This is a genomic window from Flagellimonas pelagia (genome assembly GCF_003584135.1).
Taxonomy (GTDB): domain Bacteria; phylum Bacteroidota; class Bacteroidia; order Flavobacteriales; family Flavobacteriaceae; genus Flagellimonas; species Flagellimonas pelagia.
Genome location: NZ_QXFI01000026.1, coordinates 432,678 through 455,307, shown reverse-complemented (window position 1 = coordinate 455,307; position 22,630 = coordinate 432,678). Strand labels below are relative to the sequence as shown.

Annotated in this window: 21 protein-coding genes and 1 tRNA gene; 12 read left to right on the top strand and 10 right to left on the bottom strand. The window is 41.9% G+C overall.

All coding sequences use genetic code 11. The features are described from left to right. The first annotated feature begins 295 nt into the window (after positions 1–295). From D2V05_RS12045 to D2V05_RS12030, 4 genes are all read left to right on the top strand, one after another. A complete protein-coding gene (locus D2V05_RS12045) occupies positions 296–3,394 on the top strand; it encodes a SusC/RagA family TonB-linked outer membrane protein (RefSeq protein ID WP_119647897.1) in 3,099 nt (1,032 codons plus the stop codon). Between the two features lie 10 nt (positions 3,395–3,404). Beyond that, positions 3,405–4,904 carry a SusD/RagB family nutrient-binding outer membrane lipoprotein gene (locus D2V05_RS12040; RefSeq protein ID WP_119647896.1) on the top strand — a complete coding sequence of 500 codons (1,500 nt, stop codon included), beginning with the start codon at positions 3,405–3,407 and terminating at the stop codon, positions 4,902–4,904. 9 nt (positions 4,905–4,913) lie between these two features. Next, entirely contained in the window at positions 4,914–5,690 is a 777-nt protein-coding gene (locus D2V05_RS12035; RefSeq protein WP_119647895.1) for a hypothetical protein, read from the top strand. A gap of 169 nt (positions 5,691–5,859) precedes the next feature. Then, the gene (locus D2V05_RS12030; protein ID WP_119647894.1) at positions 5,860–6,441 is read left to right on the top strand and encodes a hypothetical protein; all 582 of its coding nucleotides are present in this window, start codon (positions 5,860–5,862) and stop codon (positions 6,439–6,441) included. Between the two features lie 93 nt (positions 6,442–6,534). Here D2V05_RS12030 and D2V05_RS12025 read toward each other — a convergent pair whose 3' ends face one another. The 7 genes from D2V05_RS12025 to D2V05_RS11995 all read right to left on the bottom strand — a co-directional run bounded on the left by D2V05_RS12025 (position 6,535) and on the right by D2V05_RS11995 (position 14,319). After that, positions 6,535–8,655 carry a peptidylprolyl isomerase gene (locus D2V05_RS12025; protein WP_119647893.1) on the bottom strand — a complete coding sequence of 707 codons (2,121 nt, stop codon included), beginning with the start codon at positions 8,653–8,655 and terminating at the stop codon, positions 6,535–6,537. A gap of 83 nt (positions 8,656–8,738) precedes the next feature. Further along, positions 8,739–10,028 (bottom strand): hemolysin family protein, encoded by a 1,290-nt coding sequence (locus D2V05_RS12020; protein WP_119647892.1) that lies wholly within the window; start codon positions 10,026–10,028, stop codon positions 8,739–8,741. 5 nt (positions 10,029–10,033) lie between these two features. Further along, the gene (locus D2V05_RS12015) at positions 10,034–10,234 is read right to left on the bottom strand and encodes a hypothetical protein (protein ID WP_119647891.1); all 201 of its coding nucleotides are present in this window, start codon (positions 10,232–10,234) and stop codon (positions 10,034–10,036) included. Next, positions 10,231–10,845, bottom strand: coding sequence for an LPS export ABC transporter periplasmic protein LptC (gene lptC, locus D2V05_RS12010; RefSeq protein ID WP_119647890.1), 615 nt, complete (start codon positions 10,843–10,845; stop codon positions 10,231–10,233). Before lptC ends, D2V05_RS12015 begins: the two co-directional genes overlap by 4 nt. A gap of 2 nt (positions 10,846–10,847) precedes the next feature. Next, positions 10,848–12,221, bottom strand: coding sequence for a hypothetical protein (locus D2V05_RS12005; RefSeq protein ID WP_119647889.1), 1,374 nt, complete (start codon positions 12,219–12,221; stop codon positions 10,848–10,850). Between the two features lie 103 nt (positions 12,222–12,324). After that, positions 12,325–13,590, bottom strand: coding sequence for a BamG family beta-barrel-assembly machinery protein (locus D2V05_RS12000; protein ID WP_119647888.1), 1,266 nt, complete (start codon positions 13,588–13,590; stop codon positions 12,325–12,327). Then, the gene (locus tag D2V05_RS11995) at positions 13,591–14,319 is read right to left on the bottom strand and encodes a type III pantothenate kinase (RefSeq protein WP_119647887.1); all 729 of its coding nucleotides are present in this window, start codon (positions 14,317–14,319) and stop codon (positions 13,591–13,593) included. A gap of 100 nt (positions 14,320–14,419) precedes the next feature. Here D2V05_RS11995 and D2V05_RS11990 point away from each other — a divergent pair. After that, positions 14,420–14,495 (top strand) — tRNA-Phe (locus tag D2V05_RS11990). Positions 14,496–14,609: 114 nt separating this feature from the next. On the opposite strand, the gene D2V05_RS11985 is transcribed toward D2V05_RS11990, so the two are convergent. Both D2V05_RS11985 and D2V05_RS11980 read right to left on the bottom strand, forming a co-directional pair. Beyond that, positions 14,610–14,921, bottom strand: a complete 312-nt coding sequence (locus tag D2V05_RS11985; RefSeq protein WP_119647886.1) for a hypothetical protein — start codon at positions 14,919–14,921, stop codon at positions 14,610–14,612. A gap of 117 nt (positions 14,922–15,038) precedes the next feature. Continuing rightward, positions 15,039–16,079, bottom strand: a complete 1,041-nt coding sequence (locus D2V05_RS11980) for a helix-turn-helix domain-containing protein (RefSeq protein WP_119647885.1) — start codon at positions 16,077–16,079, stop codon at positions 15,039–15,041. 195 nt (positions 16,080–16,274) lie between these two features. Here D2V05_RS11980 and D2V05_RS11975 point away from each other — a divergent pair, with 195 nt between their 5' ends. From D2V05_RS11975 to D2V05_RS11950, 6 genes are all read left to right on the top strand, one after another. Next, complete coding sequence (locus D2V05_RS11975; protein WP_119647884.1) at positions 16,275–16,937, top strand: SOS response-associated peptidase family protein; 663 nt, start codon at positions 16,275–16,277, stop codon at positions 16,935–16,937. Positions 16,938–17,075: 138 nt separating this feature from the next. Then, the gene (locus tag D2V05_RS11970; RefSeq protein WP_119640177.1) at positions 17,076–17,237 is read left to right on the top strand and encodes a DUF1328 family protein; all 162 of its coding nucleotides are present in this window, start codon (positions 17,076–17,078) and stop codon (positions 17,235–17,237) included. A 46-nt stretch (positions 17,238–17,283) separates the two neighbouring features. Further along, positions 17,284–17,493, top strand: a complete 210-nt coding sequence (locus D2V05_RS11965) for a YtxH domain-containing protein (protein ID WP_119647883.1) — start codon at positions 17,284–17,286, stop codon at positions 17,491–17,493. Positions 17,494–17,628: 135 nt separating this feature from the next. Beyond that, positions 17,629–19,050: a cardiolipin synthase gene (cls, locus tag D2V05_RS11960; protein ID WP_119647882.1), complete on the top strand. Its 1,422-nt coding sequence runs from the start codon at positions 17,629–17,631 to the stop codon at positions 19,048–19,050. 93 nt (positions 19,051–19,143) lie between these two features. Beyond that, on the top strand, positions 19,144–19,608 hold the full coding sequence (locus tag D2V05_RS11955; RefSeq protein WP_119640184.1) for a hypothetical protein: 465 nt from the start codon (positions 19,144–19,146) through the stop codon (positions 19,606–19,608). A gap of 122 nt (positions 19,609–19,730) precedes the next feature. Next, the gene (locus tag D2V05_RS11950) at positions 19,731–20,297 is read left to right on the top strand and encodes a hypothetical protein (protein WP_183114832.1); all 567 of its coding nucleotides are present in this window, start codon (positions 19,731–19,733) and stop codon (positions 20,295–20,297) included. On the opposite strand, the gene D2V05_RS11945 is transcribed toward D2V05_RS11950, so the two are convergent. Continuing rightward, positions 20,294–21,823 carry a GH3 family acyl-acid amido synthetase gene (locus tag D2V05_RS11945; protein WP_119648002.1) on the bottom strand — a complete coding sequence of 510 codons (1,530 nt, stop codon included), beginning with the start codon at positions 21,821–21,823 and terminating at the stop codon, positions 20,294–20,296. The two genes, D2V05_RS11950 and D2V05_RS11945, sit on opposite strands and share 4 nt — an antisense overlap. Positions 21,824–22,101: 278 nt before the next feature. Between D2V05_RS11945 and D2V05_RS11940 the strand changes: the two genes are divergently transcribed. Beyond that, positions 22,102–22,329 carry a hypothetical protein gene (locus D2V05_RS11940; RefSeq protein ID WP_119647881.1) on the top strand — a complete coding sequence of 76 codons (228 nt, stop codon included), beginning with the start codon at positions 22,102–22,104 and terminating at the stop codon, positions 22,327–22,329. Positions 22,330–22,630 lie beyond the last annotated feature (301 nt).

Here is a 22,630-nt window from a genome sequence, read left to right as displayed (position 1 = left end):
TCCCATAAATCCAATGCCTGGAATATCCCCGATCGGTCACAAATCCATACTGAACCCACAATCTATATGTTAATGTTAATCTCGTTCGGGAATCTTGTAAAGGTTTTTAAGCCTTAACAAGGTCAGTCCATTCTTTTAGTTTTTTTGCTCGGCAATCCACAAGGTGGGGGCTCTAAAACTTACTTCTTCCCAAATTTTAGTTTTCATTGTTCGGAAGATTATTTGAATTAGCCTACAAATAAGATTTTATCTCCCGCCTTGTCTGATTGCACTAACTAACTTTTAATCAATTTTTATGAGAACGAAAAATTATTGGATGGTGCTTGCGCTGTTTCTCTTTGTTTTTGAAACGGCACTTGCTCAAGAAAAGAATGTTTCAGGTACAGTGACCGACCAGGATGGCCTACCGCTTCCCGGGGTTTCCATCTTAGTTGTCGGAACCTCTGTCGGAACCCAAACCGACTTTGATGGTAATTACTCCATCATGGCAAGCGTTGGTAACACCTTGCGCTTTAGTTATATCGGACAGAAGACAGTGGAAAGAAAAGTTGGGGCTTCCGCCGTCATCAATGTGTCCATGGAAGAGGATGCGCAGGCTTTGGAGGAAGTGGTGGTAACCGCCCTTGGCATTAAACGCAAACCACGTGAATTATCCTATTCGGTTGCATCTGTTGACAATTCTGCCTTAACGAAAACTAGGGCTGTAAACACTGTGACCGCTTTGGCAGGAAAGGTTTCGGGCATGCAGATAAATACCATCAGCAACGGCGTGAACCCATCTACGAGAATTGTGCTTAGGGGCAATAGATCCCTTTTGGGGAACAACCAAGCATTAATTGTAATTGATGGTTTCCCTGCTGACAGAAATGCACTAGACCGATTGAATTCCGATGACATCAAAGAAATTTCAATACTTAAAGGCGGTAATGCCTCCGCTCTATATGGATCGGATGCCGCTAATGGTGTTGTAATCATTACCACTAAATCTGGAACTGGAAAAGCATCCATAACTTTCACATCAACCGCTCAATTGGATAACATTTCATTTTTACCTGAACTGCAGGATGAATTTGGTGTTGGTGGGTTCCCTGATGGCACCATAAGACCATTGGAAAATGTTGCTTGGGGACCACGCTATGATGGAAGTCTTGTAGATGCAAGCGAACAATATGAAGATGGTAGGGTTTGGAAGGTTCCTTATAGTCCAATTCCAGGCAATCATAAATCCTTTTTCCAAACGGGTAGTCTTATCAGGAATGGTTTTGAATTTTCAGGAGGTAATGAAAAATCAAATTTTCTATTTTCCATTGACCACTCCAATATTGAGGGTACAGTTCCGCAAGATAAGTTCAACCGAACCAATGCAAGGGCAAAAGGAATGTATGATTTTGGCAATTTGCAGGTAAGTTCAAACATATCTTTTTATCGGTCGCATTCAAATACTGTTGGAGTTGGTGGCCATCAAGCTAGACCATTATACTGGTATCTTTTAAACACTCCTCTCCACATACCCATTAATCAAATGAAAAACTGGAGGACTGGAGAATTTACCAGGAATGAAGTATCGTATTATGCATTTTATGAAAATCCTTGGTTCATTATAGATACCCAAAGGAATAAGTATAATAATACTGAGATGATTTTCATCAGTGATGCCAATTACAAATTTACCGACTGGCTTTCAGCTTTAGTAAGAGTCGGCTATACCAAATACACATATGATTTAAAAGAATATCATGGAGGGTTATCATACTCATTCGAGTTACCCGTAACCTACTCACGGATTGATGAGTTTTCTCCCTCTACCAGGGATTACATTTATAATAGCTCTCGCTTCAACAGCGATTTTATTGTGACAGCGAACAAAGACCTTTCGGATTTACTAAATGTAAAGGCGAACCTTGGTCATAATATCAGAATGACAGACTACAAAGTCATTGATATAACAGGAAATAATCTGATTATTCCTGGTTTTTATAATGTCTCCACACGTACAGGTGAGCTACAAGGAAGTGAAACATCCCAAAACTATAGAAAAGTTGGTGTTTATGGAGACATAACGTTAAGCATTGGCGATTTTTTATTTTTGAACGGACAGGGGAGAAATGACTGGTCTTCATCTCTTTCCAAAGAGAATAGATCCTTCTTTTACCCAGGTGGTGGTATTTCCTTCGTACCCACAGATGCCTTTAAAGGATTAAAAGGCACCCTTCAATATTTAAAGGCAAGCTTTAGTATTTCAAAGACTGGAAATGATCCTGGGCCATACTCTAACAGCACCACCTTTAGTGCTCCTGCCGGGTTTCCATTTGGATCAACCGCTGGCCTTACTCTTTCCGGCACCGATAGGGACCCCAACTTAAAACCAGAGTTTACAAAATCAATGGAAGCGGGTATTGAATTTGGCATTTTTAAAGATGATAGACTATCAGGTAGTTTTTCTGTGTATCAGACCAATACCACAGATCAAATTGTCCCTATTGACGTTTCAACTACTTCTGGGGCCTCCAGACTGTATACCAACCTAGGCGAATTGCAAAACCAAGGAGTTGAAATCGATTTAAAGGGAACTATCCTAAAGAGCGAAGATTTCAGTTGGAACTTAGGTGTAAATTATTCCTTGATGAAATCGGAAGTACTTTCACTTACGGAAGGTGTTGATGAGGTGGTTGTTGGTGGTCCTTATTCCGACAATATCGCCTACGGCGCTGTTATCGTCGCACAAAAGGGACAACCATATCCTCTAATTAAAACAACGGATTACGAAAGGGATGACCTTGGAAGAGTCATTGTAGATGAGGATGGAGACCCCACACCCAGTAGTAATCTGGTAGTACAGGGTAAAACTACTCCAGACTACATCGTTGGTCTTAATAACACCATAAATTATAAAGGGTTTACACTGTATGCCGTTGCCGATTATCGCACTGGGCATGTTTTCTATAACAACTTGGTCGATGCCTTAGAATTCACAGGTTTGACCAAGCATAGTGTAACCTCTGGAAGACAGCCATTTGTTTTTCCTAATTCCGTTTATTCTGATGGAAATGATGGATACATAGAAAATACCAATCGATTAACATCGGGAGGAGGAAACGCTTTCTGGAGCACCTATAACAACATTAAATCCAATTATGTAACTGATGCCACTGTATTAAAACTTCGGGAAGTATCCCTTTCCTATGCTTTCGATAACAAATTGGCCAACAAGTTGGGCATTCAGGATTTAAATGTCGGGATATACGGGAGGAACCTTTATATGTGGAGACCTGCCGACAACGTATATACCGATCCAGAATTCAACTACAACAGTGGCAATGCTGTAGGTTTTGGAACGCAAAACCAAACCGCTCCTGTAAGACAGTTTGGTATGACCTTAACCGCTAAATTTTAAAAAAATCATCATGAAAAATATATATAATTCAATAAGAAATGGCTTCATCTTGCTAGTGGCAATAACGGGCACAAGTTGTAGTGATAGTTTTTTTGATGTGAACGAAAATCCAAATGATCCGCCAGTGTCAACACCTGGCCTTACACTACCCGTCGCACAGAACACATTTGCTTCCCTTAATGGTACAACCATGACCTACTTAGGCAACATGGTAATGTATAATTGGGCAACACCTTCCAACTGGTCTGCCAATGGGCAGTTGTTCAGGTATCAGTTTACAAACTCCTTTAACAATTCTGTGTTTACCACGCCTTATGGTTCAATTTTTAAGGACCTTACCTATATCCAAGGATATGAAGATCCCACTGGTGCGGTTGACTATACTGCTTATAAGGTAATTGCACAGGTAATTAAAGGATTTCAATACCAGTATCTGGTTGACCTATATGGTGACGTTCCCTTTACCGAAGCAAACAAAAGAGCTGAGAATACAACACCAAAGTATGATGACTCCGAAACCATATATAAAAGTGTAATAGACTCATTGACCATTTATTCGGAAAAAGCTTTGAACCTATCAGAAATTGCAGAAAATCCTGAAGGCAGTGACATCATTTTTGGCGGTAATATGGAACAATGGGTGCAATTTGCCAATACCATAAAACTAAGAATGCTGGTTAGACTCAGTAATACAGGGCAAGATGCTTACATTAAACAACAATTAGATCTAATCAACAACAACGGGGCAGGTTTCATAACAGAAGATGTCGTTGCCAACCCTGGCTACTCCAAAGACACCAACAAGCAAAGTCCATTTTGGAACTACGCTGGTTACAATACTTCGGATGCTGAGCAAGATAGACACGACTATACGGTTGCATCAGATTACACAATTGACTATTTGACCACGACCAACGATCCAAGAATCGGATATCTATATTCAGCATCTGAGAATGGGGGAGAATTTAAAGGTGTATGGCAATCTACTGCATTGCCTGGAGAAGGATTTACTTCAGGAGACCTTTCCAAAATTGGTGTAGGTCTATTGAAAAGCTTCGATCAAGACCAGCCCATCATGTTGCTGAGCGAAGCTCTATTCTTGCAGGCTGAAGCCATTGTAAGAGGTTACCTCCCCGGTGGATCAGGTGAAGCACAAGACCTTTACGAAAAAGCAATTACGGCTTCATTTGATTATTTAGGCGTAGTCGAAAACCCTAGTGATTACTATAACCAAGATATACCTAATGTAAGCTGGAATGCATCCACCGATAAAATACAAGCAATAATTGTTCAAAAATGGATTGCTTTAAATGGAACGTCCTCCATTGAATCATGGATGGAATGGGTTCGTACCGGGTTTCCCAATAATCTTCCAACACCTGATGATTCCGACGGGGTTCGCCCAGTAAGGTTGCTTTATCCCACATCAGAGTATTCTACCAACGGAGATAATGTTCCTCCAAGTTCAATTAATGATGCTTTTACTAAATATCCTTTTTGGAAACAATAAGACTGAACCATGAAAAAAAGTATTAATACCTTAATTTATTCTGCTGCATCCCTATTGATGTTAAGCTTAGTTGCGTGTGACGCACTATTAGACCAGGAAGAAACCGATTTTGGAAAAGGTCCAATTGTTGTTCAATTTCAACAAAAATCAATAACAAACAACTTTTTACAAGACGGTAGTGGAGCAGTTTATGATTTTGAAATCCCTATTGAATATCAAGGCGCAGATGGTAATCCTTTAGGAGAAGATGTTACGGTAACCATTGGCATAAACAGTGAGTCCACGGCAAATGAGGATGTTGAATTTAGTTTGAGCCAAACTGAGTTTGTAATTCCTGCAGGACAAAAATCTGCCAATGTGGTAATCCAAGTGAATTCTGAAAGCTTGGACGCATTAAATCCAAAAACCGTTATTCTGGAGATTTTAAACTCATCACAAACGGTATCCGACAAAAATACAACTGCCATCACCTTACAGGCCATTTGCCCATCCAATTTGGAAGGTAATTATATGTATATAAATGGGAATGAAAGTGCAGTGACAATCACAAGTACTGGCACGGGAACTTATGAAGTTAGCAGGGACAATGCTTTTTCAAATCCATACCCCCTGTATATTTCTGATGTATGCAATACCTTAACCATACCCGGAAGTTACATTATGGACAATTTTGGAATTGCAACTTCAGGTGCTGGAAGTGTTGATCCAGACACAGGTACCATTACCCTGTACTATACAGTAGATGGTTATTTTGCTGATCGAGAAATGATATTGATAAAACAATAAACTTATTCACCATACAATTTTAGGGGAGGCTTCAAGTCAAACTTGACCTCCCTTATTATTTTGCTCAAATCCATCCTGTATAAATCCAAATGGGGTGTTCATCAATTCTCATCAAAAAATCCCAGCCTTTGCCCCTATGTTTGGAGTCAGTCACCAATTTTAGGGCCATATGTTTCAAGTTCTTCCAAAATTTTCCCGTGTTCTGGTCATAGGATGCTCCTTCATCTGTTCCTTCAACTGCCTTTCACAAGTCAAAGAGCAAGTTTCCAAGAGACTGGACAAATTCATCAGTGAAAGTTGCAAAACCACCTACGAAGAAATTGATTCCGTACGCATTTCCGAAGTACTCAAATACAAAGTGTACTGCATCACCCAGGAAACCAAAAACCTATATGGTCAAAAGAAAAAAAGCTCCAATATGTTTATTGTGATCGATGATGGGGAACAAGTACAAAACTTTGAACAAATTGGCACAAATACAGCTTTACCAAAACTACAAAGCTACATTCGGGGCGACTTTATACTCAACCCGCAGACTGCTCCCCTTTTTCAAACCATCCTGGACTTCATTTATCCCATTGCTGCATGGAAGCCCGACAAGAGAGAATATTTTTTTAAGAACGGTAAGTGGTACTTTCTCCGTGATGCCTATTTTAGGAGTAAGCAAGGTTTTGAAATTTCTATCGATACAGATGGAAAAATAACTTCTATATCCTATAAAATGAAGTGGGACGAATATGAACAGTCTTGACTTAAAATTCTCTTCCCAATCTATTTAGAGGATTGCCGAAAACAAAAAAACCTCCCAAAATGGGAGGTTTTATATGTTATTCCAATTTTCATCCTAATAAAAGGTAGCCCGATTGTCCTCAATCTCGGCTTTATCCTTCAAGGCATTGTACACGGCACCATTTACCCTAGCGGCTGCACTACTTCTCAAACTATTGGCATAAGTACTGAAGTTGTCCACATCGGGGGCAGCTTCTTTTTTGGTTACTTTGACCATAAAGACCCCTGTTTCCCCTTTGATCAAATTAGAGGTCTGGTCCTTCTCCAATGCAAAGGCAGTTCCTACCACTAAAGGCTCACGACCCGAACCAGGCAACGTTGGGGATTTCACCGTTACCGCAGATGCAGTGCTCAAACTCACATTGTTGTCGGAGGCAATGGCATCCATAGCCTTTCCTTTGTTGGCCGCTATAATCTGTTCAGCCTTCAGTTCTTTTCTAATTTCAGGCAATGCAATGGCGGAAGCATCTTCCGGGGACATCAGCCCTTTTTTGTACTTTTTCGTCAACTGTACCACAGCATATCCATTGGTCACATTAAAGCGTCTGATATCGCCTACGCTAGTCTCTTCGTTGAAAGCCCATTGAACTATGCTTCTTTGTGCGCCAAGACCGGGAAGGTTTTCATCCATTTCACCAATTTTATTTACTGGCCTAACCGTATAAGAGCTTTCCCTGGCAATGTCCCCAAAATTTTCAGGCTCGGAATCCAAGCTAGCCATTTCAAACTTGGTAGCATTGGTGAAGATGGTATTGATGGTAGCTTCGGAAGGTTGTATCTCCCTCGCCAAAGTGGCAACCTGTATTACATCTTGCTTATCGTCAATCTTAATGATATGGTATCCGAACTGGGTCTCTACCAAACCAATGGTCCCCACAGGATTGTTAAAACAGAAATCATTGAAGGCATCCGCCATCACACCTTCTTGGAAGTATCCCAAATCCCCTCCGCGCGGAGCAGAAGGTCCGTCTGAGTTATCCCTTGCCAAAGCCGTGAACACAGCATCTTCCTTCTTGGCATCTGCCAAAAGCTCCTTAGCCTTAGCCTCAGCTTCTTCCTTGGTCCTTGTTACCGTAGGGCTCACACGTTCGGCACCTGCCCAAGAAATAAGGATATGACTTGCCTTAACGGAACCGTTGGCTTTCTTGTCCATTATCTTGGAAATCTTATATAGGTCCCCATCTTTATAAGGCCCATAAATTTGTCCAACTGCCATGGCCATCAAAGTATCGGCAGCTACGGAAGGTAAATCTTTTTTGGCCTTGTAGATGGTATCGAACTTGGTATCGGAATGCCTATCCAAGAAGACCACCATATCTTTGGTGTTCCTGAATCCCGGAATGGTATCATAAGTGTCGGTACTTTCGGAGTATTCCACAGTATCGTCCAACAAAGCGGAAATCTCAGCCTTTACATTGTTCTCATCCTCTGTGGAAGGTTTCTCCTCAAAATATACAAAACGGATATCACGCGCCTTGTTCTGCTCAAATTGATCTTTATGATCATTGATGTAGGCCTGGATCTGCGTTTTGGAAACTTGTATTGTACTGTCGGGAATAGAAGTATAAGGAATACGAACAAATTGCATATCCACTTTATCATTGGCCAATTTGTAATCGAATTTTCCTTCGGCCAAGGTAGCTCCAACGCCTCCTTTGACCAAGTTAAAGTACAAACGTTCCTTGGCTGCTTCTATAATGGCTTTTTCGTCTTGAAGCCAAGCATCATATCTTAATGGATCATTGGCTCTCCAATCGGCAATGGCACTTTTGAATACCTCTTCGTTGAAGACCCCATTCTCATCTTGAAAATCTGGAATCTGGGCATAACCGGAAGTTTTTACAAACTCAATGATCTGATCGCTTTCCACATCGATACCCAAATCCTCGAACTGTTGGTTCAAAATGGTCTTTCTCACTTCTTGGTCGTACACCATGTTCACCAGTTGCATGGAAGTGAAACTTGGAGGATAGCTCCTGGAAGCTGTTTCTACCTTGGCCCTGAAGTCTTCAATGGAAACATCCTCCCCATTGATCTCTGCCACAGAAGAGCCTACTTTTCCACCCCCAAAGCCATTACTTTTGAAGACCCCGGATATTACAAATGCGAACAAGGCCAAACCTATGATCAGGATCAAAACCGTTGTCCGTTTTCTAATACTCTCTAATATTGCCATTTTACTGCTTGTTTCTTTAAATTCAGTGGGCGAAAATACCACTTTCTTTTCAAATAGGAAAGCTTAAAAAGCTGCGGAAATTGTTAATCCTCAGTATTGATACGCACGCTCACCAAATCGATTTTGGTATTGGACACCTCAAGGATTTTAAAGGTAAAGCGATCTACGACCACCTCGGAGTCCTGCTCGGGTATTTCGCCCGTTCTATTTACGATCAAACCACCCAGTGTTTCATATTCCTCGCCTTCCGGAAGTTCCAGTTTATAGTTCTCGTTGATGTAGTCCACCTCCAAACGCGCAGAGAACCTAAATTCATTCTCACTTATCTGCTCTTCCAGTAAATCCGTGGTATCGTGTTCGTCTTCTATTTCACCAAAAAGTTCCTCAATGATATCCTCTACGGTCAAAATACCTGCCGTACCCCCATATTCGTCCAATACCACGGCCATACTTTTGCGTTTCTTGGTGAGCACGTTCAGGATGTCCTGTATCAGCATGGTTTCCGGCACAAATTCCACTGGCAACAAAATACTTTTAATGGTCTTTGGCTTTTTAAAAAGTTCGTAGGAATGCACATAGCCAATGATCTCATCAATATTTTCCTTGAAGACCAAAATCTTGGAATAACCGGTTTCGGTAAACAATTTGGTCAGATTCTTTGGGGTCTCATTGAGTTCCACAGCGGTAATTTCTGTCCGTGGCACCATCACTTCCCTGGCCTTGACCGTGGAAAACTCAAGGGCATTCTGAAAAATCTGTATTTCGGAGTCTACTTCATCTTCTTCTTCTACCGTTTCCATTTGCTCGTTGATGTAATCCCCAAGCTCCAATTTGGTAAAGGAAAGTTGTACCTCATCGCCTTTGGTCTTGAAGAAGACCCGTAGGATAAAATCGGAAACCTTGATCACGAACCATGAGATGAACGAGAACAATACATAAAAGATATAGGCCGGTATGGCAAACAATTTCAGCAGTGTATTGGCATAGATCTGGAAAAGCACCTTGGGCAAAAATTCCGCTGTCAACAAAATGATAAGGGTTGATATGATCGTTTGGGTCAGCAGGCTAAAATCGGTCAACAATGAATTTAAAAAATCATAGTTGGTGGGCAACATACCTTGAAACCAATCCATCAGCACCTCTCCCATGAACAAGCCATAGATGACCAAGGCAATGTTATTGCCTATGAGCATGGTAGCGATGAACTTGGAAGGTTTTTCGGTAAGCAAGCCTAACACCTTGGCCAAAAACCCCTCTTGTTTTTTTTCAATCTCGATATGGATTCTGTTGGCAGAAATAAAAGCAATTTCCATTCCCGAGAAAAAGGCCGAGAACAACAGGCAAAGAAGTATGATGATGATCGAGGAGTCCAAGATGGTTATTGATTTTCCTTCTGTCGCTGTTCAAAACGCTTCCGGTATCTTCTTCTAAACACGAACATGGCTATGGACACCACAGCAAAAAAGATAAAAATGTAAGTATCCTTGGGGTTAATGCTCCAAAGAGTGGCAATCTTGTAAATGGAAATGGCAGCTACGGCCAAGTAAAGGTATTCTGTGTATCTTAAAATCTTGATCATTGTTGTTCTCCTTCTTCTTCTTTTATGGTCATAAGACCAAAGGTCTTGTTCGCTTTAAAGAAACTAAAATCTTTGTTGAAATCCATCCCCTCACCGTCCATGACCGTGCCATCATCCGGGTTGGTATAGGTAAAGGCCGCTTCCGTAAAGATCCAGTTATTCTTCCTATCAAAATACAATTGGTCGGTCTCCAATTTTTTGCCATCATAACTTTCGATGACCACGTTCCCGCGCAAATCTATCAAATCCGTCTGTGAATAGACAATACCATAGTCTGCCGAGATTACGCTTTTTTGGTTCTTTTCATCAAAGAAATCGACCTTGAGTCCTTTGGGAAAGGTACGGAATTTAAAGCTTAGATTGTCGAAATCCTCAGAGATGGGACTTGTAAGCACGGCGATGACCCTAGAATTTGCAGAATCCTGGGAGCTCATGGCCTCAACAGTTTCCGTGTAGGTAAGCGTGAAGTTTTGTGCCACTCCCTGCGGAAAAATGGGTTTAACGGCTTCCTCGCCTACCCGTTTATACTGATCCTCACAGGACATAAAAAGGATTGCCACGGTAAAGACCGTGGCAAAACACTTTAAAATATTTTGTGATGTTCGTTTCACTCTTATAGACTAGGTACCTTAACGCTACCACCGACCCAACAGCTAAAGGTAATGGTCTTTCCTGCCATACCAGAGCTGAAAATCATTTCCTTGGTAGGGGCTTTGGCGTCGTAGCTAGCTGCAGTTTGGCCGGCATGACCGCTTATGGCAGGATCAACCCTACCTGCTTTTCTGGCCATTTCAGCAGCCTTCCAGTAGATGGCCCTTTTTTCAAAAGGAGTGCTACCACAATCATTGGCACTGCCGGCATACAAGTTGGCAATCAACAAATACGCTTTTCCATTGGATGCATTGGCATCGATAGCCTTGAGGGCATAGTTCCTCGCTTGTGATGGGCTACTTCTACGTAAGCTAGTGGCAATTTTATATAAGATGTTGGATTTTTTATAAGAATCCGTTTCCAATTCTGCTGCTTTGTTATAGTCAGCTATAGCACCTTTCATATCGCCAGATTTTTGCTTCAAAGCACCACCGTACACATAGGCATCGGCTGATGGATCTAGGGCCAATTGAGCCTCGAACAATTTCCTGAACATAGGGTCGTCGGTACAATCTTTGGAGAACATTCTTCCTACGGCACTCTTTACCCATTTCACGTCTCCTTTTTTCTCTTCGTAGTTCTTTTCGTAAAGTGGAATCAAGTTGTCACAATCAGCAAGGGCTCCCAATTTGGAATCTACACTACTGGCCACTTTACCGAAAGATTCAGAGTTGGTTTCATAAGCACTTTTTAATTTCTTCTCCTTTGCAGTTAGAGCAGTTCCGGCATCCTCCTTTTCCAATAATTTTTGAAGCGCATCGGTCACCTTTTGGTTTTCTTCATCCAATTTTTCAGTTACATCATCATAGGTATCAAAAACATCTTGAAGATCTTTTTTACCGGCACCATGCAAATCTACCAAACTTGAAAAATAAAGGTATAGTGCTTTTGGGTTTTTAAAGTTCTCACGGTCTTCCTTAAAAGCTTTGTCCAACATATCGAACAATTGCTCATCTGAAGCCATTTTATTTTCATACAACAACAATGCTTTATCAATCGCTACTCCTGCCTTGGTATATTTAGTTGGGAAATATTTCAAACTATTGTCATACAAAGACAACAGATCTTGGATATACCCATCCTTTTCGGCCCCTGATGATTTGTCAATTTTATGTTCCAAAATCTTTTCCCCATAGGAAAAGTTGGCTTTGTTGATATCGGGGCAGCTTTCATATACCATTTTCCATGGCTCATAGGCTGCATCGTAATTTTTCACCTTGGCATGTTCCGCGTAAATGGAAAGATTGGTCATGCACTCAGGGTTTTGTGCTTGGGCCATACTTAATCCCGTCAACATAACGACCGTTATCATTGTTAAGTAGTGTCTCTTTTTCATCTTACTAATTTTAAAGTGGTTAAAGTACAAATTTTCATTAAAAAATCCTCCTAAAGGATTCCCAATGGGTGGTTATTTATCAATTTTTAAAAAAATGGCCCCATCAATTTATTTTTCTTTTCTGAAACCATATGTCATTTAAGGATAACCCTATGTTGATCTTCAAATAACTTTCCTCTATGAGGTTCGCATCCGTGGTTCCCCTTCTTCCCAACTCAAAACCCAGGTTCAGGTTGGAGAAAGAACCACCCAACGGCATACCTAGACCAAAAGTTATGCCAAAATTGTTTATCTCCTTTCCATTGACCTCTAAACCGCTTACATCATAACGCAATCCTGCACGGTAGGTGACCCTTTTAAAATAGCCGGATAGGGCACGATAATCAGGAACCCAATACCCCCCAAAGGCATAGGTGCTGGCATCGTTGTAGGTCACATTTTGCAGTCCCAAAAAGCTGTTATCAAAATCGCTGTATTGCTGAAAACTGTACTCGGCCCCCATGAACCACTTTTTATCCTCCCCAAAACCAAGCCCCAGGGTTGTGCGGGTGGGTATCTTCAGTTCGGTGTTCCTTAGATTGGTAGCATCCAGATTTACGTCGACCACCTCCACATTATTCCCATTGGATAAGGAAAAAGACCCCAAGGTCTGTGTATTTTTTGACACTAAATTCCCTTGGGTATTGACCAAAACGGAAGCGAACAAGGTGTACTTATCCTTGATCTTGGGCGTATAGTTCAGAGCATAGTTGAAGTCATACCCATTGATTTTTGACTCACGGTCGTCCAAAGTTCCGAACTGGACCCCTTCCACACTCTGGACCCTTTGATATTTTAGCGAACCGAAATTAAAATTTGCCGTGACCCCCAAGCTCAAGTTCTTGATAGGTTCAAAACCAATGGAAGCAAATATGCGGTTCAAGCCACCATCTCCTGTATAGATATTGGTAACTTCTGCGCCCTCCCCGTTGGTCCTTATATCGTTAAGACTATACCCTACGGATGTAAACGGCATCACACCAAAACCCATACCCATTTTGTTCGATAGCGGAAACCCTATCGCCAAATAATCCAAGGTGGTCACCGAGGTGTTCTGCTGTTCGTTCCAATCCTTCAATCTATATTCCCTACGGGAAATTCCGGCAGTATAGGCCGTTAACCTTAATTTTGAATAGGCCGCCGGGTTGGTCAGGTTGATGTGGATACTATCGCCATATACGGAAATCCCCCCCATCATTTGATTGTCCACAGTCCCTTGGTCCCTATGATCCCCAATACCAAAATAAGAGTATGGTGAAATGGTCCCGTTTTGCGCGAACAGGCCATGGGCCATCACGCAAAAAAATGCAATCAGAATTTTTTTAACCATTTAGTCTTTGTTGTATTCCAGCAGGCCATTAAGCCCCTCCAAGAGAAATTTGGAGTTCGCAAATATGGTGTTTTTTAGCCTTTTGGCAAAAAAATGGGAGTCGCCGCCTGTTAAAATAACTGTTAAATGTTGAAAGCGTGAACGATACTGGTCAACGACCCCATCCACTTCGAGGGCTATCCCATTGATCACGCCACTGTGCATGCAGGCATGTGTAGAGTTTCCGATAAAGTCCAAGATCTCCTCGGGTTCCAGCATTGGAAGTCCCACAGTTTGATCGTGCATGGCCCTGTATCGCATACGAACCCCCGGCGAAATGGCTCCTCCTACATATTCGCCGATATTGTTCACTAAATCGTACGTAATACAGGTACCGGCATCGATGACCAAGGTATTGCCCTTTGGATTTTGGTAAAACGCCGCGGTGGCCAGCGCCAAGCGATCCACACCTAAAGTCTGTGGTGTGGCATAACTATTCTTAAACGGCACTTTGGTGGTACTGGAAAGTACATGAACCTTGCAGAACAGGGCCACAATATCACGTTCCTTATGGTCCAATTTCCCCACAGAGGAGATAATGGCATGACCGATCTTGGGGTATCGTTCAAAGAGTTCCTTGACCTTGGACAGGAACAGCCCCGACTCGGAAGCTTGGTCGTAAATAATCTTGCCGTTTTCAAAAACCGCATATTTTATCAAGGTGTTGCCGATGTCAATGACGAGGTTCATGATACAAAGATCGAGAATTGGAAAAAATTCGATGCCTTTTTTCTTGTTTTTGTTTGTATATCCTAATTTTGAAATTATATTTGCACCCGCTTTAGGGCATGGTACCTTAGCTCAGTTGGTAGAGCAACGGACTGAAAATCCGTGTGTCCCTGGTTCGATTCCTGGAGGTACCACCACAAACCCTCGCATCCACAAGGATTGCGGGGGTTTTGTTTTTTTAGTTTAGCCTACAAGATGTGCAGCCAAACAAAGCAAGCTTTATTGATTGAAAGAAAAAAAGATAAGATGCGCTACGATATCGCCATCAAGGAAGTCTGCAAGTCCGAATACACTTCTGAGGCTGTCTCCCCTTGAATTGTGTTGACCTGAACAAAATTACGTTCCACCATGGAGTACAGTGGCTCTGGGGTATCATCATGCACGGAGACCATCCCATTGCGGGAATCAATTTCTAGAACGATCAGGGAAAGATAATCCATCAGGTGTTCGGCTTCGTTGATCAAGATTCGTATTACCTGCAATTGCACGGCATACTCCAAGTTGATGCGCTGCACATGACCAAGTCCATTGGGTTCCGATAGATGTTTCCAGAGGATTTCCAAGTCTAAATTTTTTACAAAAATAAGACAAACTGTAAATAAATTTACAATTACAAAACATTAAATTAACATTGTAAATCCTCCCTTCGTCTAAAACCTGCCCCTACAGGAATTTGGGAGCTATTTTTCGGAGGTTCCCAGCTTTCGTTTGCTGTTCATAAAGTCGCTTGGGCTCACCCCGAATTTTTCCTTGAAAATTTTGGAGAAATAGCTTCTGCTCGTAAAGCCTATGGAGTAGACCACTTCAGAAATGTTCATCTCGGAATTGGCAATCAGGTCCCTAGCTACCTCAAGTCTGGCATTTCGGATGTATTCCGTTACCGTTTTATTGTACAACAACTTAAATCCTTCCTGCAATTTGGCCTGGGTAAGTCCGGTTTCGGCAGAAATCTCTTCTAAGGAAAAATCCTTTGCTATGTTCTTTTCGATCTTCTTGGCATATTCCCTGATCTGCTTCAATTCCCGTTTCAGCAGGGATGTGGATAAGTGCTTGTTCTTAACTTCCTTATTGTGTTGCATCATGTGCATGGACAAGATCTGATAGACCAAACCTTCCATTTGCATAATGCGGATCATGCCCTCTCCCTTTACATTCCGCAGGGCTGTCATCACATCGGCCATTTTTAGGTTGTAGGATCCAAAATAGGCGAACACCTTTTCGTGGTCCGTGTCCAAAAACACTTCGTACAATTGCTTGTTGAGCGAATCACCTTGGTTCAACCTCCGCTTTAAAAAGGGCTTTCTGCGGACTTGGATCACACTCAGGGAAATTTTGATGTCCTTCGGAAAATAACGGTCGCTCACACCTCCACTCCTATTGGTCAGGATAACGGACTGAAATTGTTCAATGAACTTGATCTCGTCCGCAGACTCATGACCGAATTTGTGTCCACTATACCCTTCCAAACAATAGTAAAAATTGATGGGATTGAATTTTGAGGTATCCACCATGATCATTACCTCATCAAAAAAAGTCAAGTCATACTCCACCAAGCTCACGCCCCATTCAAATTCTATGTAGCTCATACGGCCACGTGCCTTATCATTGTCAACATTGAGGGTATACTGACCCCAACGTTCCGTAATGGCACCACCTATAACCTTTCGCACCTGCTCCACCGTATCGGCAGTTTTCTGGGCCTCTATATAAATTTTTATCATAGGTGTTCCGGGCTGATCAAGGTTAACACATATTTCGCCAATTTATAAAGATAACCTTTGTTTCAACCTGCACAATCGCAATGCTCATTTATTTTTATTTTTCAAATTTTGGGGCAAAAGCATTATCATTAAATCCTTTTGAGTCAACCTTTTTTCAACAAAACAATTTAATTGTACCAAAAATTGAGAAGAGCTATGATCTACAAACTTTCCAATGCGGCTGAAAAGAATGAAATTGAAAAAGCGTTTGGTATTCCTTTCAAATATCCCAACCTCTATACCCAAAACCCCCTGATCCATGGTTTTCACGAAACCAACCTCTCCGTAGTCACCATGGACAACCAAAGCGAGATCACCTTTGCCATATGGGGACTCATGCCACAAAATTTTAGGGAAGATTGGTACATTTTTCAAAATAACGCCAATACCCTTAATGTGCAATTGCAGGACCTGGAACAGGTGGAATGGATGAAGGAATCGTTCAGCCAAAGAAGATGTTTGATCGTGGTCACAGGTTTTTACACCCACATGATCAACAACGGCAATACCTGTAGTTATTATTTATGCAAACCTTCCGAAGAGCCTTTTTTTTTGGCCGGCGTATACAATAAGCTGGAAGATGGGTTCCTTTGTTCCGCATTGATCACGGGCAAGACCAATTCCTTTGTGTCCAGCTACCACAACATCAGCAATCTTGCACCTATCATCGTTCCAGAAGATTCGACATCATTCTGGCTATCCAATGCTTCTAAAATGGAAGACCTGAAGGATTTCATACAAAATCCTCCCGAGGTAAAACTCAAGGCCAACCTCATGTCCAACGAATTCTTCCTGAACAACATTACCTATGACCTATAAAGGCAATAGACTGGTCAAATGATATAGCTAATGAGTCAAGATAAAAACCGATAGCGACAAGACCTCTCCTTGATGATTCCGAAATTTGTAATGTACTGATTAAGAGTTAGTCGGACAATAATCCTAAAACCTGAAAATATGTTACGTTGGACAGTCACCTTTATAATCTTGGCCATAGTGGCCGGAATTTTCGGTTTTGGCGGAATTGCCGCTGGTGCGGCCAGTATTGCCAAAATCCTATTCTTCATCTTTATTGTATTGTTTATCATTTCGCTGATAACCGGTAGAAAAAAGATTTAGAATCAAGCATAAACACTAAGAATCATTAACTTAAAAACAGAGAACCATGAGAAAATCGATAAGTCTGCTAGTATTGTTCATGGCCATGGCATTTACCATGAGTATGAACAGCTGCAGGGAAACAAAAGAAGACAAGGCTGAAGAAGCCATAGAAGATGTTAAAGACGGTGTAGAGAAAGCCGGTGATGAAATTGAGGATGCCGCCGACGATGTCGGGGACAAAATCGAGGAAGTAGTTGAAAAAGATTCCATCTAAGAAACTGTTCTTCAGAAAACCCAACTCTGGCAATGTTTTGCCAGAGTTTTTTGTTTAAGACGAAAATATTTGACTCCATGGAGATTGCCTTTTAAATTTTCCGTATTAGCTTAGTTAAACACCTATTCCCGTGCCGTGAAGACCGTATTCACCATACTATATCTTATACTTTCCATTTGGGCCATCGGTGCCATCATCTATCATGGTAGGCGGCCTTCCCGATCCATCAGTTGGGTATTGGCCATTATTGCGCTGCCCATCATCGGGGTGGTCCTGTACTATCTTTTTGGGATGAACCGGAGAAAGTTCAAATTCTTCAACGGCAAGGATTTTGACAGGAGAAGACATTATCGGTTTCCGGGAGACTCCACCTTGGAGAAGTTTCAAGTCAATTTTGATGCTGATATCCGTAAAAAAAGACTTAGTACCCTGATCCAATCCAATGCCAACACCAAGGCCACATGTGGTAACCAAATCAAGGTGCTACAGGATGGGGGCGAAACTTTCAATGCGCTTTTCAAAGCCATGGAAGAAGCCGAGCATTTCATTCATCTACAATATTATATTTTGGAGCAAGGGGGGCTTTTGGACAAGATGTTGGAGCTCTTCCAAAGAAAAATCAAGGAAGGGGTCCAGGTCAGGATTCTGTATGATTCGTTGGGAAGCTATCATCTGCGGGGAAGACCCAAAAAGCACTTTCAGGATATCGGGGTGGAGATCCATCCCATTATGCCCATTAGGCTGAACAACCTATTGTTCTCCCTTAACTTTCGGAACCACAGAAAAATTGTGGTCATAGACAACAAAGTGGCGTTTACGGGAGGGGTGAATGTTTCCGACAAATACATCAGACGAGAGAGCGAGCTTGGCAAGTGGAAGGACACGCATTTAAAATTGGAAGGGCCCATTGTGAACGACATCCATCTCGTTTTTTTGAAGGATTATTACTTTGCCAGCAAGAATGGGGATTTTCGGATCCAGGACTATCTTTTTGAGCAGGATGAAGTCGGAACTGCCTGTGCACAAGTAGTGGTCGGTGGCCCGGATTCCGACCATCCAGCCATTATGCAACAATACATCAGCATGATGAACCAAGCCCAACGATCCATTTTCATCGCCAACCCTTATTTTTTACCGGGAGAAGCCTTTTTACAGACCTTAAAGATCGTAGCCATGGAAGGGGTGGACATTACCCTGCTCATTCCCAAGAAATCGGACTCCATAGCGGCCATGTTCGCCATGTTCTCACAATTTGAGGAATTGCTCAATGTTGGTGTCAATATTTATCTGAGGGAAGATTTTTCACACAGTAAGATCTTGGTCGTGGATGATGACCTGGTCTCCATCGGATCGGGAAATTTTGACATCAGAAGCTTTGAGCTGAACTATGAGGCGAATATCTTGATCTATGATCAGGAAATAACCGACGAACTCAAGGAAGAGTTTTTTACCGTATGCAAAAAGGCCGACATCATGACCTTGGAACGCTTTCGCAACAGACCCTTCTGGCGAAAATTCTTGGAAGGGCTCTTCAAATTCCTAAAACCCCTGCTTTAACAATTCTTTAATCGGTATTGCATCAATCTTTGATTGAAATGAGACAAGTACGGCAGGTGTCCCATCCTAGTTTTGTGTCAAAATAAACACATCATGAAAAATATCTTAATTATTCTTTTTTTAATGGGAGCCACTACTTTGAGTGCTCAAAGTATTTCGAAGAACGCCTTGGGTATCCGGGTTGGCGATAACGACGGATTTGGTGGGGAAATCTCCTATCAACGTTACCTGAAAGAGAACAACAGATTGGAATTTGACCTCGGTTGGAGGGATTCCCATAACGTAGATGCCTTTAAATTGGTCGGTCTGTACCAATGGGTCATGCCCATTGATGGCGGGTTCCATTGGTATGTGGGTGCCGGTGGGGGTGTCGGTTCCTTTGATGCCGGCGACAATGATGGTGCCTTCGCCCTAGTAGCAGGTGACCTTGGTATCGAATACGATTTTGACATACCACTACTTATCTCTCTGGATATGAGGCCTGAGCTCGGTTTTAACGATAATTACTCCGATGACCTGGACCTTGATATTGCCTTGGGACTGAGATATCAGTTTTAAGATAAACACTATAACCATTAAGGGGGCAGCCGTTGGTTTCCCCTTTTTTTACCTCATTGGTTTTGAGAAAAAGATTAAAACAATTATTTCTATTCATTCTATGCCTAGTGTTGATTTTACAGATGTTTCCCCATACCAATAAAAAAATCCCGAAGAGTATCCAAAAAGAGGTGAAAATTGCCTTGATGCATTACCCTGAACTGCGGGACATCCCCATAACGTTCAAGTTCAAAAGGAATATTAAAAAATCGGTGATGCAGGCACAGCCCACCTTTGGTGCCCTATTCAAATCTAAAGAAGAAAGGAATTATACCATCTTGATCAGTGAAAAGTTCAAGATTACCGGGGAGGAATTCAAAACTGTGGATGTCCCCTCCGATGTTCTGGTCGGATGGTTGGGCCACGAACTGGGTCACATTATGGATTACCAAAACAGGAGCGGGTTCAACCTCATCGGATTTGGGTTCCGATACGTTTTTTTGAAGGAATATGTGAAAAAGGCAGAGCGAGCTGCAGATTCGTTTGCGGTTTCCCATGGCATGTCTCAATACATTTTGAAGACCAAACGATTCATCTTGGACAATTCAGCCATTCATCCCACCTATAAAGACAGGATCAAGCAGTATTACCTTTCCCCGGATGAAATCATGGAAATGGTGAAACAACAGGATTCGGCCGATAATGGTTAAGATTGTAATTCTTGTGCCACAAACGCTTCCCACTCCCGGAATTTTTCCTCACCCATAACACGTTCCATCTTTACCTGCCCACCTTTTTTCTTATTGGCACCACTCCATTCAGCAAATACGTTTTGGGGAACAAAAGCCACCTTTACGCCTTCCAGTGCCTTGGAGCGGGCCACTTTGTAATTTTTGTTGGCCTGTTTTAAATACGTATCGAGGATTTCTGCGGTTTTGGAGCTGTCCAAGGATTGGTCCGATCCCAAATACCAGGAGTGGTAAAATCCATCATCAAACCGTTTGGCGCAAAGCGTATATTCCGGAATCTTGATATCGAGTTCCTCTTCCAGATGCTTAACGGCATCGTTCAACTTGTTCACGGACAATTGCGACCCCACAGTGTTCAGGAAAAATTTGGTCCTTCCCGTAATCTTGATTTCGGCCCTCTCCACATCCGTAAAGGAAATCGTATCGCCAATGACATACCTCCATGCGCCCGAAACAGTGGAAATGATCAATACATAGTCCTCATCTTCCTCTACTTCTTCCAAAGTCAAGGAAGGAGCATTGGCAACCAACGAGCCATCCGGATTGATGTATTCCGGTTTAAAAGGCACAAACTCGAAATAGATACCGTTATCTGTAATCAATTTCATGGCGTTGGTATCCGGCCTACTTTGAAACGCCATAAAGCCTTCCGAGGCCAAATAGGTATCAATGATCTGGATAGGTTTTCCCAACAGGGCATTGAAGCTTTTCTCATAAGGGTCAAAGGCCACCCCTCCGGAGGTATACACCTGCAGATTGGGCCAAACTTCATGGATATGGTCCACGTTGTGGTGTTCGATCACTTTTTTCAGCATAAGCTCCATCCACGAAGGGATACCGCTCAGGGCGCCAATGTCCCAGTTTTTGGCCTCCTTGGCAATGGTGAGCACCCGCTCGTCCCAATCATCTATCTTGGCAATCTCTTCCCCTGGCTTATAATATTTTTTGAACCAGAAGGGTATGTTGCTGGCACTGATACCGCTTATTTCCCCTTCTTTATGGCCTTTCCGCTCCCGAAGATCGGTGGAACTCCCCAGCATCATGATTTCCTTTTCAAAAAAATCACCGGGCATATCAAAATTGCTCAGGGCATATACTTGCTTGATGCCAGCTCTTTTAATGGAAGATATCATATCTTCGGTGACCGGAATCCTTTTAGACTTTTTCCCAGTGGTCCCGGAACTCAATGCAAAAAAATCAGGGCTTCCTGGCCACGTAATATCTGCTTCACCATTTAAGGTATGCGTCCACCATTCGTTGGATATTTTGTTGTAATCAAAATAGGGAACGTTTTCTGCAAATGTTTTTTGGATATTCTCCGATGCCAAGATGACATCAAAACCATAATGCTCCCCGAATCGTGTATCCTTGGCCTTTTCCAAAAGTTCCTGTAAAACTTTTTGTTGTTCTTCAGTGGGGTTACTCTCGCTACTGAGGGTGTCCCTTGCTTCAATGAAGCCTTTTATAATGTTTCCAATAATTGCCATATCGAAAGTTTTTGAAGTGTTCATCTCAAAACTATCGATTGGCCTTTTGATGGGTTTCCTCAATTCATTTTAAGATTGACTTGAATCCGTTTGGATGGATAGATTTGACGGAAATCATAGTCCAATAAGCCAAATTGGGAGCGGATTTTAACATTTTATAAAGTATTGAATTTTAAACTCTTAATGTTTTCATAAATATGAAAATCAAATGGTTCCATAACAAGAAAATATGACAACAACACTTATATTTAACGGACGCAGCATAACTTTAAACAAAAATGACCCAAGAGTTACTAACACAGGCCGAGGAGTTTGAAAACAGACCCATGAGCCACATGTCCACCAGCGATAGGGTTGAAGCCTCCAGAGAGGCCAAAAAACTCATACTTTCCATTAACGAAATCTATAAAAAGACCAAGGACTCCAAATTAATGGATGTCATGAAAAGTCTTACCGAAAAGAAGCGCAAAATAGAAAAGCGGCTTAACGGCACGCCTTTGGTATAGCTATGCTAGATGGGGAATTCCAAACCCATCCCATAACATTACAGGCTCTAAAAGCCTTGAATGTTATCGTATAAATATTTGAAATACAATACTTTAAAAGTATTTCATTGTCATTAACCGCTCTTTGGGCGGTTTTTCCATTTACATAGCATTTTTGACCAGTTATGTCCGAATTCCTGCAACGAATAAAAATGTGGATTGTGGGCGAAGTGTTTTGACTAATTTCGGAGAGCAGATAACCTCAATCTTATAAGCAAACACTCAGAAAAATGAACACTATTGAAGTAAAATTAGGATACCT